General features: G+C 34.9%; 17 protein-coding genes and 2 tRNA genes. 12 read left to right on the forward strand and 7 right to left on the reverse strand.

What is annotated here, in order from left to right:
• The first annotated feature begins 116 nt into the window (after positions 1–116).
• Positions 117–201: transfer RNA gene (locus tag AC000W_RS11600), tRNA-Ser, on the forward strand.
• 54 nt (positions 202–255) lie between these two features.
• Here AC000W_RS11600 and AC000W_RS11605 read toward each other — a convergent pair.
• Positions 256–1371, reverse strand: a complete 1116-nt coding sequence (locus AC000W_RS11605; RefSeq protein ID WP_474748480.1) for a LytR/AlgR family response regulator transcription factor — start codon at positions 1369–1371, stop codon at positions 256–258.
• A gap of 225 nt (positions 1372–1596) precedes the next feature.
• On the opposite strand from AC000W_RS11605, the gene AC000W_RS11610 reads away from it, so the two are divergent.
• The 9 genes from AC000W_RS11610 (at position 1597) to AC000W_RS11650 (ending at position 8529) form a co-directional block, all read left to right on the forward strand.
• Positions 1597–1989, forward strand: coding sequence for a hypothetical protein (locus AC000W_RS11610; RefSeq protein ID WP_476658680.1), 393 nt, complete (start codon positions 1597–1599; stop codon positions 1987–1989).
• Between the two features lie 23 nt (positions 1990–2012).
• Entirely contained in the window at positions 2013–2576 is a 564-nt protein-coding gene (locus AC000W_RS11615; protein WP_474748483.1) for a YceI family protein, read from the forward strand.
• Complete coding sequence (locus AC000W_RS11620) at positions 2573–2971, forward strand: OB-fold protein (RefSeq protein WP_474748484.1); 399 nt, start codon at positions 2573–2575, stop codon at positions 2969–2971. The genes AC000W_RS11615 and AC000W_RS11620 overlap by 4 nt, the downstream gene beginning before the upstream one ends.
• Before the next feature lie 19 nt (positions 2972–2990).
• Positions 2991–3836, forward strand: coding sequence for a DUF5777 family beta-barrel protein (locus AC000W_RS11625; protein WP_474748486.1), 846 nt, complete (start codon positions 2991–2993; stop codon positions 3834–3836).
• 11 nt (positions 3837–3847) lie between these two features.
• Positions 3848–4105 (forward strand): heavy metal transporter, encoded by a 258-nt coding sequence (locus tag AC000W_RS11630; protein ID WP_474748487.1) that lies wholly within the window; start codon positions 3848–3850, stop codon positions 4103–4105.
• A 444-nt stretch (positions 4106–4549) separates the two neighbouring features.
• Positions 4550–6523 (forward strand): hypothetical protein, encoded by a 1974-nt coding sequence (locus tag AC000W_RS11635; RefSeq protein ID WP_474748489.1) that lies wholly within the window; start codon positions 4550–4552, stop codon positions 6521–6523.
• A 138-nt stretch (positions 6524–6661) separates the two neighbouring features.
• A complete protein-coding gene (locus AC000W_RS11640; protein WP_474748490.1) occupies positions 6662–7102 on the forward strand; it encodes an OB-fold protein in 441 nt (146 codons plus the stop codon).
• On the forward strand, positions 7095–7643 hold the full coding sequence (locus AC000W_RS11645) for a YceI family protein (protein ID WP_474748492.1): 549 nt from the start codon (positions 7095–7097) through the stop codon (positions 7641–7643). Before AC000W_RS11640 ends, AC000W_RS11645 begins: the two co-directional genes overlap by 8 nt.
• Complete coding sequence (locus AC000W_RS11650; RefSeq protein WP_474748493.1) at positions 7633–8529, forward strand: DUF5777 family beta-barrel protein; 897 nt, start codon at positions 7633–7635, stop codon at positions 8527–8529. Before AC000W_RS11645 ends, AC000W_RS11650 begins: the two co-directional genes overlap by 11 nt.
• Before the next feature lie 44 nt (positions 8530–8573).
• On the opposite strand, the gene AC000W_RS11655 is transcribed toward AC000W_RS11650, so the two are convergent.
• On the reverse strand, positions 8574–9671 hold the full coding sequence (locus AC000W_RS11655; protein ID WP_474748495.1) for a pyridoxal phosphate-dependent aminotransferase: 1098 nt from the start codon (positions 9669–9671) through the stop codon (positions 8574–8576).
• 113 nt (positions 9672–9784) lie between these two features.
• On the opposite strand from AC000W_RS11655, the gene AC000W_RS11660 reads away from it, so the two are divergent.
• Positions 9785–11341 (forward strand): M28 family peptidase, encoded by a 1557-nt coding sequence (locus AC000W_RS11660; RefSeq protein WP_474748496.1) that lies wholly within the window; start codon positions 9785–9787, stop codon positions 11339–11341.
• A gap of 180 nt (positions 11342–11521) precedes the next feature.
• On the opposite strand, the gene AC000W_RS11665 is transcribed toward AC000W_RS11660, so the two are convergent.
• A tRNA-His gene (locus AC000W_RS11665) sits at positions 11522–11597 on the reverse strand.
• Between the two features lie 270 nt (positions 11598–11867).
• Between AC000W_RS11665 and AC000W_RS11670 the strand changes: the two genes are divergently transcribed.
• Positions 11868–13937, forward strand: coding sequence for a tetratricopeptide repeat-containing sensor histidine kinase (locus AC000W_RS11670; RefSeq protein WP_474748498.1), 2070 nt, complete (start codon positions 11868–11870; stop codon positions 13935–13937).
• 3 nt (positions 13938–13940) lie between these two features.
• Here the strand turns inward: AC000W_RS11670 and bshB1 are convergent, their stop codons facing one another.
• The 4 genes from bshB1 to AC000W_RS11690 all read right to left on the reverse strand — a co-directional run bounded on the left by bshB1 (position 13941) and on the right by AC000W_RS11690 (position 19141).
• Positions 13941–14663, reverse strand: coding sequence for a bacillithiol biosynthesis deacetylase BshB1 (gene bshB1 / locus AC000W_RS11675; RefSeq protein ID WP_474748499.1), 723 nt, complete (start codon positions 14661–14663; stop codon positions 13941–13943).
• Positions 14664–14672: 9 nt separating this feature from the next.
• Positions 14673–15851, reverse strand: coding sequence for a trans-sulfuration enzyme family protein (locus tag AC000W_RS11680; RefSeq protein ID WP_474748501.1), 1179 nt, complete (start codon positions 15849–15851; stop codon positions 14673–14675).
• Between the two features lie 34 nt (positions 15852–15885).
• Positions 15886–17292 (reverse strand): MATE family efflux transporter, encoded by a 1407-nt coding sequence (locus AC000W_RS11685; protein ID WP_474748502.1) that lies wholly within the window; start codon positions 17290–17292, stop codon positions 15886–15888.
• Positions 17293–17518: 226 nt separating this feature from the next.
• On the reverse strand, positions 17519–19141 hold the full coding sequence (locus AC000W_RS11690) for a hypothetical protein (protein ID WP_474748503.1): 1623 nt from the start codon (positions 19139–19141) through the stop codon (positions 17519–17521).
• Between the last annotated feature and the right edge of the window lie 48 nt (positions 19142–19189).

Below are 19189 nucleotides of genomic sequence, written 5' to 3' on the forward strand. Positions count from 1 at the left end.
CATGAGTTTTTGCAGGCACTAAGAATTGATTCTGATTCTATTATAGTCTATAATTAAAATTTATATGATAGTTATTATCAAGATTTAAAAAAGGTTATTATATTTGCAGCCGCATTGGAGAAATGGCAGAGTGGTCGAATGCGGTAGTCTTGAAAACTATTGAGGGTCACACCTCCGGGGGTTCGAATCCCTCTTTCTCCGCAAAATAAAACCCATAACTCTAGTTATGGGTTTTTTGTTTATAAATAAATTCTTCTACAAATTAAGCCATTGCTTAAACTCCGCAGCTTTGTTTTTACTAATTATAATATCTACTTCTGAATTTGGATTTACAAGAATCTTAAGCTGATTATTACCATACTTTACAATTTTATCAATTGCAGAAATGGCAATAATAAACTGCCTATTGGCCCTATAGAAAAAACTACTGTCCAAACTGGAGAACAACTCATCCAGACTTACATTGGTAGTGGAACGTTTACCATCAAAACAAACCACATAGGTTATAGTGTTCTCTGTATAGATATGGGCAATATCTTCCGTAGCAATAGGCAAAAGCTCGTTTCTAACATAAGTAAGGATTCGTTTTTTGTTTTTCTCATTAGCACTGCTCTTTTTATTCTCTGGCAGGTTTTCGCTTACTTTTTGTTGATAATCACCAACTGCCCTATTCAATTTAGAAAGATTAATTACTTCATCTTCTAGTTTTTGGTTCTTTAACTCTAATCTTTTTTCATATGCACTACCAATAAGCCTTACTGTAATAACAGAGGAGAGAATAATGATAAAGCCCATTATGAGCAAAATATTATAGAACTTATTCCTAAGTGCTCCAATCTGTGACGATATTTTATTAGTGTTTGCGTGCGCTGCAATAATCCAATCAGAATTGGCAACTGGATATAAATAAATTACTTCAGATTCTTGCTCCGAATCCTCAAAATTTCTAACGCCACCAGCCTCTTGTTTACTCTGCAGTAAATCGTAAAAATCTTCCGAGGATAAATCATCCGTTACCGAAGAAACAAAAGATTGATTTGGGCTTACCAATTGCCCCACTCTTTTTATGTCTGGATGACTAACTTCTTTTCCAGACCAATCGAACACAGATACAAACCCTGTTTCTAGATTGGTGCTTTCTATGCTACGTTGTATGTTTTGTATTACCGTCTCCTTAGCAAGTCCGTTTTCCAATTGATACCCTACAAGATTTGCTATTTCCTTTGCTTCACGCTTGCTAGATTCTAACTGAGTTTCTAACAATTGATTGGCGCTTGCCTTAACAAAAAACTGTATAGCAATACTCGCAATCACTATAAAAATAATAGAGATGGATAAAAAAGTAAAAAAGTAAAGGCGGTCCTTTCTCATTGTAATGGTTTGACTGGCATTTTTGGAAGCCTAAGATAAGTATTTGATAAAAACTAAATCTATGATTTGCAAAGTCCTAACAATTTTAACTAAATATCCACTTAAAAAAATTCCCTTTTAAACCCAGATTTTCCCTTTCATAAACATTTTGTCTTTAAGAACCCCAGTAAAATGGTTGTTTTGAGAATAATACTAAAAGTCAATAAACAATTTAAAAAAACAGTTATGACAAAAAAAATGAAAATCCTTTGTGCATTATTCTCTGTCATTTTAATGGCATGCACCAATGACAGTGAAAGCGATCTATTGCTGGAATCTGGAAACAATGACGAAAAAGAAACTGAAGAACCCAGTGGAGCAATTACCTACAATGCAAACATAAAAGACATTATAGGAAGTAATTGTCTAGGATGCCACTCTAACCCTGTTCGGAATGGTGCTCCTTTCTCCTTAGTTACTTATGAACAAGTAAAAGCAAGGGCAGAAAATGGTTCTCTTTTAAGGGCAATATCTAAGCAGACAAGTGAAAATGGGTCCATGCCCCCTTCAAACAGATTACCACAGGCAACCATAGACCTTATTGAACAATGGATACAAGAAGGAACATTAGAAAACTAGTTAAACAATAAAAACAAAAAATTATGAAAATTAAAAACATTAAACTTTTAGCAATTGCGATTATAGCCTTTTTTAATGTATCAACAATAAGTGCTCAAGAAAAGTACATAGATAAAAATGGAACTATAATTTTTGAGGCTTCAGAAAAACTATTTGAAGAAGTAAAAGCAGAGAATAAATCTGTTACTGCAATCTTAGATAGTAAGACTGGAGAAATAGCCGCATTAGGTCTTATGAAAGGGTTTCGATTTAAAAATTCTTTAATGGAAGAACATTTTAATGAAAATTATATTGAATCTGAAACATATCCTAAGGCCATATTTAAAGGAATTCTTTCTGGTTTTGACTTTGCAAATCTTAATGAGAACGAACAAGAAATAGAGACCACAGGCACGCTAGAATTGCATGGCAAGAAAAAAGAAATTACCACTACCCTAAAAGTTAGTAAAGCTAACAATACAATTTCTATAAAAGGAGATTTTAAAGTAACCCCTGAGGATTTTGATATTGAGATTCCAAAAATTGTAAAGAACAAAATAGCAAAAGAAGTATGGGTGCAAATAGAATTTAATCTTATAGAAAAATGAGCAAGAAAAAATATATCGTATTAATATCCTTAATAGCACTGGTCTTTCTTATTGCACTTTTTGTAAAGCAGTATGTTTATGGTGAGCATAGAGATATTGCAACTGAAAAGGCGACCATAGAAATTTCTGCTGTAGAACTTGGATCAAAATTCACAACAAACCAGAGCCTTGCCTCCCAAGAACTTTTAGATAAAGTAATCGCTGTTTCTGGCAAAATAATTTCCATAGAAACTAACAGTATAATCATTGATGATAAAGTACAGGCAAATTTGTTGAATGGAACTATCAGGAATTCTTCTGTTGGTGATAACGTCACTATAAAAGGGCGATGTATAGGATATGATGATTTATTGGAATTAGTGAAAATTGACCAAGCAACACAAATAATTAAATAAAAACCTAAAAAATAGTAAAATGAAAACCTTAAATATTCTCTTCCTTATTCTCCCTTTTATACTCTTTTCACAGGATGATCTTTTCTCTGAAATAGATACTGAGGCAACTGACGATTTTGAAACAGCTGCTTTTAAGGGATTAAAAATTGTAAACTTTGAGTCTACCAAAATGATATCAGACAAGGAACTTTACTTTGTAGTATCTCACAGGTTTGGTTCTGTAAAAACAGGATTTAAGGACTTCTTTGGATTAGACCAAGCTGTTACTCGTCTCAACTTTATATATGGATTGTCAGATGGAATAAACATTGGAGTCTCAAGAAGTTCTTTTTTAAAAATCTATGAAACTTCTCTTAAAATGAGGTTGCTGCGTCAAAAAAACGGTGGTTCACCATTCACAGTAGTATCATTTAATACGCTACTAATAAATACGGCTTTAGAAAAAGAAAACCTTCCTGGGTTAGAATTTCAAAATCGTTTAGGATACACAGTACAGTTACTAATCTCTAGAAAAGTAAATAAAAACTTTTCATTGGAAGTTATCCCAACTTTTTTTCATGATAACCTTGTACAGCTAGATGAACAGGACAACTCTCAATATTCTTTAGGTTTAGGTGGAAGACATAAACTTTCTAAAAGGTGGTCCATTAATGCTGACTATGGTCACCATCTAAATAGAGTAGAGAATTCTCCTTTTAAAAATCCTTTTTCTATTGGTTTTGATTTAGAAACTGGTGGACATGTTTTTCAAGTGCACTTTACCAATGCACAACCCATGAATACAAATGGTTTTCTTGGCCAGGCAATTGGTGATTGGGGTAAGGGTGATTTTTTCTTTGGGTTTAACGTATCAAGAGTATTTTAAAATTTAGAGCTATGAAATCAGGATTCGCAACAGTTCACGTTCAAAATTCATTCTGCCAAAGATGTTCGTCAACTATAAAAAAGGAGCTTTTAAAAATTATGGATATTACAAATGTATATATATATCCTACGGACTCACTTATCGTTTTTAATTTTGTAAAAGCCAATGAGCTGGCAACAGCATTAAATATCCTTACCGATTTAGGATATCCACCAGAAGGTGAAAGAGCAAATTATAAAATCACCCCTAGTACGGTATGTAGATGCTAAGCTGTATTTTTAGATAAACACTTAATTAAACAAAAGCCTCCAATGGAACTATTCTATTGGAGGTTTTTTAGTAGCAAATACTATATAGAATTAGATGAGTTATTTTTTTACAAACACATTACACCCTACGCTCCTTATCAATTAAAATAGGCCCATTTTTAACCAAAATAACAATACATATACTGTTCATAGAGCTATAAAAATACATCTAACCAAAAAAGAGGGTTCCTATTTAACATTATGTGCTATATTTTAGAACATTCCCTATGAACACTGGGATAACCTAAGTTATTCTTTTAAAAAATCTCAAAAAATTTCATCCTAATTTATTCCCTTTCAGAGGTCGTTTTTCCCTTTCACGCACATTTTGTCTTTATAAGCTTCTAACAAATAGTTCTTTTGGGGCAACATTAATATTTAACCCATTTTTAAAATTTAAACAAAATGAAAAAGCTATTATTACTATTTATTCTATCATTGATTTACGTTAGTTGTTCTGACGATTCAAATGACCCTTACAACAACCCGAATTCTGAAACAGAAACAGAAACGGAGACCGAAACAGAATCTGAAGTTAAAAATGCGGTTGGTTTAAGAGCCGATGCAACTTTTGGAAATGTATTAACAAACGCTGAAGGAAAAACACTTTACTTCTTTGGAAAAGATGCCAAAGGGGCTTCTAACTGTAGTGGTGGTTGTGCAGATGTATGGCCAATCTTTTTTGCTAGCGAACTTACTTTAGATGCGGGATTGGATGCCGCTGACTTTGCTACCATTACAAGAGAAGATGGAGCAGAACAGACAACTTATAAAGGATGGCCTTTATATTTATTTGCCAATGATGCAGCTGCCGAAGATATAAATGGAGATAACACCAACAACTTTTTTGTAGCCAAACCAGATTACTCATTAATGATAACTGTTGCACAATTGGTAGGAAGAGACTCCAATGGGGCTGAAACCAATCTTAAAGGAGATTTTACTCCTGGTGATGAAGAAACGCTTTATGTTACTGATGATGAAGGGAATACCCTTTATATTTTTGTTGGAGACAAAAAAAATCAAAATAATTTTACAGCTTCAGATTTTTCCAATGATGCTGTATGGCCCATATTTAATACAACAATTGATGGTCTACCAAGTATTTTGAGTGCTGATGATTTTGGAACTATAGACGTATTTGGTCAATCACAATTAACATATAAAGGATGGCCTTTATATTACTTTGGGCAAGATCAAGAACGAGGAGATAATTATGGTGTTGGTTTCCCAGCTGCTGGAATATGGCCCATAATTAACCCAGATACAGAAGCGGCTCCAGAGCCAGACCCAAATGCGGTAAGAATTGCAGAAAATGGAACTTTTGGTAGCGTAATGACAAATGCAGATGGAATGACTCTTTATTTCTTTGGAAAAGACTCAAAAGGTTCTTCTAACTGTAGTGGTGGATGTTCTGATGTATGGCCAACTTTCTTTGCTGAGAATCTTACTTTAGACGCAGGATTAGATGCTGATGACTTTTCAACAATAACAAGAGAAGATGGGGAACAACAAACTACATACAAAGGATGGCCGCTATATTTATTTGCTAATGATGCTGCCGTGGGAGATGTAAATGGAGACAATGCCAATAACTTCTTTGTTGCAAAACCAGACTATTCTCTAATGATATCGGTAGCACAATTAGTAGGAAGAGATTCTAATGGCGTAGAAACTAATCTTACCGGGGAATATGTTGCTGGTGATGAAGAAACACTTTATGTTACAGACGCAGAAGGAAACACTCTTTACATTTTTACTGGAGATAAAAAAGACCAGAATAATTTTACAGCATCTGACCTTTCCAATAACGGTGTATGGCCAATATTTAATACAACAATAGACGGTTTGCCAAGCATTTTAAATGATGATGATTTTGGAACAATTGATGTATTTGGACAATCACAATTAACGTATAAAGGATGGCCTTTATATTACTTTGGGCAAGATCAAGAACGAGGAGATAATTATGGTGTTGGTTTTCCAGCTGCAGGAATATGGCCCATAATCAACCCAGATACAGAGGCTGCTCCAGAACCAGATAACACTTCTAGTGTTGCTGCTACCTATGAAGTTTCCAATGACGGAGCCTCTGCCTATACATTTAGTGGAGGTGGGTTAACAAATGCAAATAATCCAGATTTTACATTTAAAAGAGGCGAAACTTATGAGTTTAATGTAAATACTCCAGGGCACCCATTTTTAATTAAATCTGTGCAAGGCACAGGTACAGGAGATATATTTAACGATGGTGTTACCAACAATGGCGCCTCTACAGGAACTATAAGTTTTACTGTACCAAATGATGCTCCAGATACATTATTTTATAATTGCGAGTTTCACGGTCAAATGACAGGGACCATAACAATAATTGATTAAGGAAGTTGGATATTGGTGAAGAAATCATGGGAAGTTGCTATGCTTCCCATGATTTACCATTATAAAATAAAATAGTATTCTATACTGCTTTTGTTATAACTTTAATGCAGTTTTCTGTTTATAAAAGATGTTTATAGTATGAACAAGCTTAGCATAAAAACAATTGGGGCTTTGGTAATTTTATTACTTGGAGTTTGTTTTTATTGGTATGTGTCTAATAATTCCCATATCAATGTATTAGATGCAAAAACAGAAGTGCATACAGACGCCGAAAATTTAATGTCATCTTTTGTATTGGATAAGAATAAAGCAAATTCAAATTACAAAGAAAAAATAATTGAAATTAAAGGTATTGTAACAAAAGTTAGTTTTATTAATAAAAAATGTACTGTATTTTTAGAAGCTTCAAAAAGCAGAAAAGAAGGCTATATAATATGTGATATGCAAACCAACCAATTACACAATGTCCAAAAGCTTAATAAAGGGGACTCTGTTTTAATAAAAGGAGTCTTTAAAGGGTTCCTCATGGACGGCATTATGCTAAATTGTGTACTACTCAACACCAAAATTAATGAATAAGCTAATTAAGTTTCTTTTCGTTTTTTCATTTTTAAACGGAATTGGGCAAAACTCAGATCAAATTATTGCTCGTCAAGGGCAGGTATCGTTTTTTTCCTATACTTCCGTTGAAAATATAAAAGCAGAGAACAACCAAGCATTGAGTATTATTGATTTTTCCAATAATAAGATTGCCGCCACTATGTTAATGAATGTTTTTGTCTTTGAAAAAGCATTAATGAGAGAACATTTTAATGAAAGTTATATAGAATCTGATATTTATCCCAAAGCGACCTTTGAAGGTGAAATAGTGGATTTTGATGCTTCTATAAACGGCATTCAAACAAAAATAATTAAAGGAATTTTTACACTGCACGGTGTTTCAAAAGAATTGGAAATTAAGACAAATATTGATAATTCTGGTGAAAATTATATTCTAACCGGGACTTTTGAAACTTTTGTGAAAGATTATGATATTATGGTGCCACCGCTATTAGCTGGCAACATTGCAAAAACAATTTCAGTAACCTTTAGATTTGAATATGAGCCTTATGAAAAATAGAAAATTATTTTTAGTAGTGTTCCTAATTGCAGGTTTATATACTAATTTAAATGCACAAGATGATTTGTTGGAAATCTTAGAACAAGAACAGCCAAGTACCGTTGAATATACTTCGGCGACTTTTAAAATGACTAGAATCTCTTATGGGCAATCTATAGAAACCAGAAAAAAAGGAATTTTAGAAACCTATTGGGCCTATAGATTTTGGAATGTTCCAAATAGAGAAAAAAAGAGCATTTTTCCTGATAAACTTTCTGGAAGGTTAGCATTGGAATATGGTGTAACGGATAGATTTTCTATGGGTATTGGATATGCTGGTTATGATGATTTAATTGATGGTTTTTTTAAATACAAGTTGATTAGACAACGCCCAAAAGGTGAAGGTTCGCCGCTGAGCATTACCCTCTTTCAAGGCGGTAGTTCTAACTTAGAAGGCAATCCATATGGAACGGTTAGCGATGATGACTATAACCGGTTTTCCTTTACCACTCAAGCATTAATCGCTAGGAAATTCAGCTCCGATTTCTCTTTGCAAATTGCACCTACGCTTGTTCACCGGGGCACGGTTGCTTCGACAGATGACCCCACAGATACTTTTGCTCTAGGTTTCGGCGGAAGGTATAAGTTAACAGGACATTTATCTCTTGTGTCTGAATATTATTGGGTGACCAATCCCTTAAAATCAAATAATACTTATGACCCCTTTTCTGTAGGTCTTAATTGGGAAATTGGTGGGCTCATGTTTCAATGCATGTTAACCAATGCACGTAGTTTGGTGGAAGACACATACCTTACTCAAACCCCAACCAATTTTGCTTTTAAAGCACCAAATTTAAATGTGGGCCTAACTGCTATTTATGTTTGGCATTTAAAAAAGAAAAAATAGTTAAAGAAAACTATTAAGAAAAAATGGGGTTTAAGCTACTATACTTAGCCCCATATTTCCTCTAAAACTTCAATGAATTTTTTGGTCTCGTCAATAGTACCCATACTTACCCTACACCACTTCTTATCCAAATAATTCCTTTCACCTATTAAAATGTTTCTTTTTTTAAATTCTTCAACAAAGTCTCCTTTGAAAGATGAAATATCAAACAGTATAAAACTTGTTTGGGAAGAAATGTAATTTATTTTTAATTTCTCAAGAGCTTTATAGACCATACTTTTAGCCTCGTTGTTCTTTCTTTTGACAAACTCAATATGTTCATTATCCCCTAAAGCGGCCATGGTTGCCGCATAAGCCGCAGAGGAAATTGTTAGGCCAGGGAAAATTTGAAATTTCTCTATTCCTTTAACCGTACCCTCATGAGCAAACCCATATCCAATTCTAAGACCTGCCAAGCCATAAACTTTAGAAAGGGTTTTAATAATAATTACTTTGGGATTGTAAATTAAATGGATCATTGATTTCGGCTTATCGGAAAATTCCAAATAAGCTTCATCAATAAGAACATATGAATGTTTTGTAGCCTTTTCCATAAACAAAATGAGCTTTTCTGAATCAAGAGCAGTACCAATAGGGTTATTTGGGTTAACAATGTATACAAGCCCTGGAAATTGTTTTGTAGTCAACAGCATTTTATCCAAATCCAATACATGACTCATATTCAGAGGTATATAATGAGTCTTAATATTAAACTTTTGCAGCATAGCTGGCATAATATCAAAAGTTGGGGTTGCAGTAACAATATCCCCGCCTTTTTGTAACATAAATAAAGCAATAGTCTCCAATAAAGATGATGAACCGGCCCCCAATAAAACCTCATTACTGGTAACATTAAATTTATTGGCAAAAAAATCTTTTACTTTAGATATGGTTGCAAACACATAACGGTTTACATGTAAGCCAGCACTATTATATGCTTTCAAAGCTTTTGCCGAGCAACCATAAGGATTCTCATTAGAACTTAGTTTAATAACTTCTTCACCCTCCTCACTCAAATAGGTGTTGGAACTTCCCAAGTAGGGCGTTAACACAAGTCCCGTAGACAAAACTCCAGTCTGTCTAAACCATTTTCTCCTATCCATAATTAGTAATTTGATTATTAATTTACTAATTCTCTCAGATATAGTTTGCCTTTTACCCCTCTTACATTTTCTTTTTGTTATTTTTGGTGAATTTTGTACAAAATACTACCATAATGAAAAAAATAGCCTTAGTACTTATTGGATTGATAATGTCTTGCAACTCTTCTCAGAAAACCGTGGCGGAAAAAGAAGTAGTTAATAATGAGGAAACAAGTACCATCTACGCCAAAACAATTACACAAGAAGAATTAAAAGAACATTTATATGTCTATGCCTCAGATGAATTTGAAGGCAGGGAAACGGGAAAACCCGGGCAAAAGAAAGCGGTTGAATATATAAAAACTGCGTATGAAGAATTGAAAATTGATGCTGCCAAAGCTGATGGCGACTACATTCAAGATGTTCCCTTGGAAATGAGCAATCTACCAACTGGATCAATTAATATTGATAATAACGAATATCCTATAGGTGAGAATTTTGTGACTTTTTCCAAAGCAACAGGCACACATACCGATATTGTTTATGCAGGATATGGTATAGACGATGAAAATTATTCTGATTATAAGGGGTTAAATGTGCAAGGCAAGTTGGTATTGATAAAATTTGGTGAACCAAAAAATAGTAATGGCACCTACGCTGTTTCTGGCACAGAAGAAAAATCTGATTGGAGCAATATGTCAGAATCTTTTGGCAAACGTGCACAAGCAGCAACAGACAATGGTGCACTTGGAATGCTTTATTATGACGATGCTAATTTTGGTAGGTATAAAGGCTATTATGACTTCTCCAAAAGGAATAATAGAGGCAGAATGACATTGAAAGATAAATCAGGAGATTTTGCCAGTTTCATTATCAATTCTGAAATTGGAAAAAAACTATTACCAAACATAGATGAAGATGATGTTCCTAAAACAATTTCAGTTCCTTTAACATTAAGTATCGAAAGTGCCAATGAAGAAGTGAGCTCAGAAAATGTAGTGGCCTATATAAAAGGCTCAGAAAAGCCAAACGAATATGTTGTAATCTCGTCACATTTAGACCATATTGGTATCACAAGTGATGGAGAAGTTAATAATGGTGCCGATGATGATGGCTCTGGAACGGTTGCTCTTTTAGAAATTGCAGAAGCATTTAAAAAAGCTAGTGATGCAGGGAATGGCCCTAAGCGATCTGTTGTGTTTTTACATGTAACAGGCGAGGAAAAAGGATTGTTCGGTTCACAGTACTATACAGATTTTGAGCCCATTTTTCCATTGGCACAAACAGTTGCAAATTTAAATATTGATATGATTGGGCGTATAGACCCAAAAAGAGAAGGAAACAGAAATTATATTTACTTAATTGGTTCTGATAAGCTTAGTACAGATTTACATGAGCTTTCTGAAGCTGTAAACAAAAAGTACACTCAGATAGAATTAGATTATACCTATAACGATGAAAATGACCCCAATCGTTTTTATTACCGTAGTGACCACTACAATTTTGCTAAAAACAACATTCCTATTATCTTTTATTTTAATGGTACTCATGCAGATTACCACAAGCCGAGTGACACACCTGATAAAATAAATTATGATCTGTTAGAGAATAGAACAAGGCTAGTTTTCTATACTGCTTGGGAAGTAGCTAACCGAGACCAAAGGGTTATAGTAGACAAAGCTACCAACTAATCTGGTACTTATTAAAAAGCAAAAAACCCAATCTAAAATAGATTGGGTTTTTTATTTATGCTTTTAGGGTGGAAAACCGGGTTCACCTCGACAATGCTCGGCACAGGCTTCTCACCCACAAACTTTTCTACTTAAAACAAAAAGTCCCATCGTTAGACAGGACTCTTTTCTTGCTATTTAGGGTGGAAGACCGGGTTCGAACCGGCGACCCTCGGTACCACAAACCGATGCTCTAACCAGCTGAGCTACAACCACCATTTATAAGCGGTTGCAAATGTAATTTTTTTTATACCATCTTTCAAAATAAAAATGCTGATATTTTATTTAAAAAGCCCTTTGTACATAAAGAGAAATACCATTCAATTTTTAATGACTTCATGAGAACATCGACAAAATGCACTTTTTACACGATAAAACACACAAAAAAGAGCATTTCACAACATTAATTAGTAATAGGCTTATAGAGAAGGTATTTTTAAACCTGTTAAAATCTTACAATATTTTTTTAGTGCTAACCTACAGAACATTGAATTTTAAATTTACAAGACAATTTACTTTGCTCTCTGCCTTCGCAATACTTTGTATTGCTCAAAGCTATGCTCAACAAAATGTTAGAGATAGTCTGGAAAGCCGTATTTCTAAAATACAAGTTAAAAAGAATTTTAGCGTAAAAGATACCAGTTATATAAATCTTCTTAATAAGCTGGGAGCCGAATTGAGATTCTATAAAACCGACAGTCTATACCTTCTCTCTCAACAAACACTAAAATATAGTAAGTCATCTGGTTACAAAAAGGGAGAAGCCCATTCCTTAAACTTAATGGGTGACTATTTTTCTGATAAAGGTGATTTTTCAGAAGCAACAAACTATTATAGGTCAGCGCTGTCAATAGCCAATCAAATTAAAGATTCTGACTTAATTCTTAATACACAAAACAGTATTGCTGGAGAATATATGTATATGGGTGACTATGCAAAAGCCCTAAATGTATATTTAATAAGCTTAGAGTTTGCAGAAAGGGTAGATAATAAATTAATGCTATCCATACTAAATGAAAATGTTGGTAACCTATATGCCTCTCAAAAAGATTATGAACAAGCACTGACTTTTTACAAGAAAACAAAGAAAATAAATGAGGAAATAGGAAATGATATTTACTCAGCAGAGACCATGAGTAATATAGCCTCAATTTATGCAGACATAGAGAAACTGGATTATGCGATGTTCAATATTAATAAAAGTATAATAACCTTTGAAAAGCATGATATAACAGATTGGTTGGCATATGCCTATGAAGTAAAAGGAAAAGTTTATCTAAAAAAGAAAAAGTATATCTGGGCATTGCATTGGTACCATCAAGCAGAAATGCTCCATGGAAAAATTCAAGATGATAGAGGAAGAATTGATTTGATGAATGGAATGGCAGAAGCTTACTTTGGATTAAAAAAAGATAGTATTTCTGAAATCTATGCATTGGAAGCTTATGAAATATCTAACAGAATAAAAACCAAAGAAGGAACTCAAAAGTGTGCAAGAACATTATATAAAATAAGCAAGAACAAGGAAGACTTTGAAAATGCTCTTGTCTACCATGAGTTATATCAATCATTGTCTGATACCCTTTCAAGAAACGACAACAAGAAAAGTCTTACCATGTTGAAGACCAAGTTGGCACATGATAAGCAAAATGAAGTCCTGATTCAAAAAAACTTGGCAGCATTAGAAAAACAAAGAAATTATATATATGGTGCAATTATTATCCTCTTAATTTTAGCATTAATTACATTCTTGGTCTATAGAAATGAAAAAAATCAGAAAAAATTAAACAAAGAATTACAAGTTAAGCAAGAAATCTTAGAAAAAAGAAAGGTTGAACTTAAAGGAATAAATGATACCAAAGATAAGCTGTTCTCTATAATTGGTCATGATTTAAGGGGGCCTATTGGCGCTTTAGAGGGGCTTTTAAAAATGTTCAAGGAAGGTGAAATGCAAAAAAATGAATTCTTAAAGCTTGTTCCAAAACTATGGGATGATGTTAGCCATATTTCTTTTACCCTAAACAATCTTCTTTCATGGGGGCAAACACAAATGAACGGAGCGGTTACAAAACCAGCTGCTATTACGTTAGAACACATTGTTGAAGATAATGTAAACCTACTGTCAGAAATAGCAAACGGAAAATCAATAAGAATTGTCAAAAGAATAGCTGAAAACATTGTTGTTTGGGCAGACAACAATCAGGTAGACATTATTATTAGAAATCTTATGAGTAATGCCCTTAAATTTACTCCTGAACATGGTATGATTGTCATTGATGCAAAAGAGAATGATGATAATTGGGAAATCTGTGTAAGAGATACCGGTATTGGAATGGCCCAAGATGTTCAAGACAAGTTGTTTGTTAAAAATTCTAATTTTACAACATACGGCACCAACAATGAAAAAGGAACAGGCCTAGGTCTTTCTTTGTGTAAAGAAATGGTGGAAAATAATAAAGGTGAAATATGGGTTTCAAGTGAATTAAAGAAAGGAACCAGTTTTTTCTTCACCTTGCCAAAGGCTAAAACCAAAAAAGAATATAAGAATGTTGGATAAAACCTACATTAAATCACCAAGGTGATTAACGGCAACGTGCCTTTCTGTTGTAAAACCTTCTGCATATTCTACTCCCACTAATCTTCCTAAATCCCTTGCTCTATAACCTACACTATCAGTGAAATTTTTACTGCTTATTGGTGTTTCTGGTTCTTTGCTGTTTGGGTCGTGAAATTGTGAACTATAAGCCATAATGGCGGTCACTTTCTTATCAATAAACCCAGATACATCCACAACAAAATTTGGTTCAATATTTTTCCATTGAATGTAATGGTATACATGTTTTGGACGCCATGGGTCTTGCCATTCATCATCTCCTTCAAATTTTGTATCAATCTTAATCAATCCACTTAAAAAACAGGAATCGCTCACTAAACTGCTACCTTTTGCGTGATCAATATGTCTATCATCCACAGCATTGCACAAAACAATTTCCGGTTGGTACTTGCGAATCATTTTTATGACCTCCAATTGATGCTCCTTATCATTTACAAAAAAACCATCTGAAAACTCCAAATTTTCCCTAACCGATACTCCAAGAATTTTTGCGGCAGCTTTTGCCTCTTTATCTCTTATTTCTGCCGAACCACGAGTTCCTAATTCTCCACGTGTAAGGTCCACAATACCGACTTTCTTTCCGCTGGCAACTTCTTTTGCAATGGTTGCTCCTGCTCCTAGTTCAGCATCATCAGGATGTGCGCCAAATACCAATATATCTAATTTCATTTATCCTTTTTATGATTGTAGAACAACCTTATTATTTGTTTTTACCTTATTAATTGCCTGCTCTATATCTTCTATTAAATCCGTTGGTTCTTCTATTCCTACTGAAAAACGCAATAACCCATCTGTAATGCCTTGCTTCTCTCTATCTGCTTTATCCATTCTACTATGCGATGTTTTCACAGGCATAAGAATGGTACTTTCCACACCAGCAAGACTCATAGAAGGCTTTATTAATTTTAATTCTTTTTGAAATTCAACTGCATCAACTTCTTCACTTAGTTCAAAAGACATCATTCCGCCAAAACCTTTCATTTGCTTTTTTGCAATTTCATGTCCAGAATGTGATGGCAAACCTGGATAATATACCTTTATAATATCTTGATGATTGTATAAATAATGAGCCATTTTCATGGCATTATCATTGTGCTGTCTTACCCTGAGCCCCATTGTCTTTATACTTCTTTCCAACAACCAAACAGTATATTCGCTAAGGTTACCACCTAAGTCAATAGCCATATTGTATACCTTTTCCATATGCTTTTTGGAAGTAGCTACAGCACCAGCACTAATATCTGAGTGACCACCCATGTATTTGGTGGCACTATGGATGACCACATCAATTCCAAAATCTATGGGGTTTTGGTTTATAGGGCTTGCAAAAGTATTGTCTATCATGGTAATTAAACCATGTTGTTTTGCCAAATTGGCAACGGCTTTCATATCAGTAATCGTCAACAAAGGATTGGATGGTGTTTCTATATACAGAACCTTTGTATTCTGCTTTATCTTGCTTTTAAAATCTGAAGCCTCCCAACCATTTGTAAAGGAATATTCAATGCCAAAACGTTCAAAATGCTTGGTTACCAGGGCATAAGTACCACCATATAATGTTTGCTGCAAAATTACATGGTCACCAGCGCTTAAAAATCCCAACAAGGCTGTACTTATTGCTGCCATTCCACTGCTGAAAATCATTGCTGTTTCTGCATGCTCCAAAGCGGCTATTTTTTTACCTAAAGCTTCTTGATTGGGCGTATTATAGGTTCTTGGGTATCTGGAAACATCCACATCCATATAAGCATATGAAGTACTCATATACAAGGGTGAAACCGCCCCTTTATATTCCTTATCCTCCAAATCTCCGGCGTGAGTGCACAGTGTATTTAACCCTTTCTTGGTTGTTTCCATTACATGAATTTTGTTTAAAATTACAAAAACTTGTTTACACCTGGACTTTCTTCCAGTCCCCTTTTTTAAACCAAATGATGGAAATAATGGCCAATAGAACCTGCGCCGCAGTAATGGCAATAAAAACTCCCGTAGCACCCCAATTAAAGGTGATTGCCATTAAATAAGCAACAGGAAGTTGAAATAGCCAAAAGGCAATAAGGTTGATCTTTGTGGGTGTTTTTGTATCTCCAGAGCCATTGAATGCCTGCGGAACCACCATGCCATATCCATAGAAAACATAACCAATAGCTACAATCTGCAAACAAAGGGCTCCATATTTAACTACATCTGGTGTGGTATTAAACCAACTTACAATTTCTTTGGCAAAAAATAGATAGACCAAAGAAACGGCAAACATAAAATAGGCATTGTATTTTCCTGTTATCCAAACCGATTTCTCTGCACGCTCTGGCTGCTTTGCCCCTAAATTTTGACCTACCAACGTTGCAGCCGCATTGCTCATGCCCCAAGCGGGCATAATAGTGAACATAACCACACGTATAGCAATAGTATAACCCGCAAGTACTTCGCTTCCAAATTCTGACATCATTCTCATAAGGAACACCCAACTAGAAGTTCCTATCAAAAATTGACCTATTCCGCCAAGGGAAATTTTAATCATATGGACCATCAATTTAATGTTGAGAACCACATCGGTAAGAGCAATTTTTATGCGACTCCAACCAAAAAATAGGATGAATATTTGAAAGAGCACGGCAGTTCCCCTACCAATATTGGTCGCAATTGCTGCGCCCATAACGCCATATTCTGGAACGGGTCCCCAACCAAAAATAAAAATAGGGTCCAAAATAATATTAAGTCCATTGGAAAGTATCAACGTCCACATGGCCACAGATGCATCCCCGGCACCTCTAAAAATAGCATTGATAAGAAACAAAAGCACAATAGTAATATTACCTCCGATTAAAAGCTTGGTGTATCCATACCCTTCATCAATTAGGTCTTGCTCTGCTCCCATAAGAGCCAATATATCTTTGGCATACAAAAAACCTAGGACGCCAATTATAATTGCAACAGCAACGCCTAAAAAAATGGCTTGTACCGCAGATTCTTTGGCACCTTTTATGTCCTTTTCCCCTACTCGCCTAGCAACCAAAGCAGTTGCAGCCATACTCAGCCCAATGGCAATTGCATATACAAGGGTAATGACAGATTCCGTTAAACCAATGGTAGCAACGGCATTTACACTGACTTTGGACACATACATAATATCTACCAGCGCAAAAATGGATTCCATACACATTTCCAAAATCATGGGAATGGAAAGCATAAATATAGCCTTACGAATACTGCCTGTAGTAAAGTCGTTTTGTTTGCCAGTTACGGCATCTATAAAAAAATTAAATAGTTGTTTTATTGAAAATTTATTTTGAGTCATTAGAATGAAATTATGTTAAACGAAGAGAAAATATGTCATGGCACCCAACCAGTACAGTAGGTTGACTACATTCTGGTCTTACCGACCCCTATGACATCTATATGGAACATAATTTCTATAACTTCATGATGAAGCAAAGATGTGAAAAAAATTTAAATGAACTTAAAAAAGGGAGATTTTTTTTATTCAGATTAGTTTTAGACGGCAATGCGTTTTTGTTTTTTAATTACTCTAAGAACATTATCAATGCACTTGCAACAGGTACTGATACCGTGCAGGATGAATTGGAAATAGCGTTTTTTTCTATTTTCTGGGGAATCCATGGAGAATCTGGTTTCATTTCAGTACCTGCCAAAAGGAATTCTTTTCTTGCGTCAAGCGATGGTGCGGTTAAACGCCAAAGAGTACTAGATTTAATATGTTTTGGCACTTTTAAATTAAGATTAACTGAACGATTAATTTCTTTGTTAAAAATTAACAACCTCCATTGGTTATTTTTTACCCCGGCGAATGCCGTTACATCTAAACCATGGCAATCCACCTGTACCCTTATCATTTCATAACCTACCAGTTGATTTACCATATACATGGCAAGATAAAGTGGTCTTGCAATAAAACCAGTATTTGTTTCTCCTGCAATTGGAGTATAAAAACTACCCTTAGAATCACTCCCAGAGGCAGAGGCAACATTCTCACCGGGCAAATGGTTGTTCAACGCCGCTTTGAGTATATTTCGGCTGCCACCATGAAGATTTACACCTACACATCCCTCGGTAGCCAAAATGGCCAGATATTCACCCCCCCATAAAGCAGAAGCCATAGTATCACTTGTGCCTGGTTTTCCACCTCTATAACAGGAATTACCCTCGGTCATCCTATATCCAAAATTGTATTGAGAAGCCATATCTACAATAACTTTGGTTAATGCCCCAACTTTTTTATTTGTCTTAAACAAACGTTCTGTATTAACAGTTGGGTCGTCTGGAGGTCCCATAGGATAATAGTGTCCGCTTACAGCAATCAACTTTTCTTTTAACCTAGCTGATGCTTTAGGAATAAAACGTTCTATCCAATCTGAACTTGCTCCAACATCGGGCCCGCCAAACACTGCTGTTGGTACAGCTTTTAGTATTTCTTCAGCGCAATTGACCCATTCCTCTAAATATTGGTCAAAGCCCCACCCTTCGGGTCTTGTGCGGTTATTGGGCTCTGGATAAAAATCTGGTTCATTCCCAATTTGAAAATAGAGTAGGTTGTCTTTTACATGTTCATAAATAAATGCGGCCTCATTTGCCAATTGTTCCTTGGTACTATTTCCAAAATTGAAACCATATATGAGTGACCAACCTGTAGCCTTTAAAAAAGCTGCCAAAGAAACAATGGAAGACGCAGGCAACATGAACAATTCACGTGGCATCCAGTGCTCATCGTCAGCAGTATCAACTCTTCGCATGGTCGGTGCAGTAGTACTTTCATTTACCTTAAGCCAACAAGATTCGCTACTGTTTCCTCCAAGTCTAAGTACTCCCTTGGAACTAAGCATTTTAAACAATGCAACTAATTCTGTGTTTTTAGGCGAGAAAAAATCTGGATCCATCAATTGAGCCAATTCATAACTGAAGCCCATGAAATTGTCAGGCATTACGGGACCTTCACTTGTATAATCTATATTCAAAGATCCTTCAATCTTATTACCAACGGATGAGGAGCATGATATAATAGAGCTTCCGTATCCCAGAGATAAAAGTGTAGCACCACCAGCCATGTTAGTAATAAAGGTACGTCTATCAACTAATGACTTTTGATTTTTTGAATTTGTACTGACCAAGTAATGTTTTTTATTTTCCATTTTAGAACGATTTATTTTAGCAGGGCAAGTATATTTATATATAGGATC

Source organism: Saonia sp., from assembly GCF_056326165.1.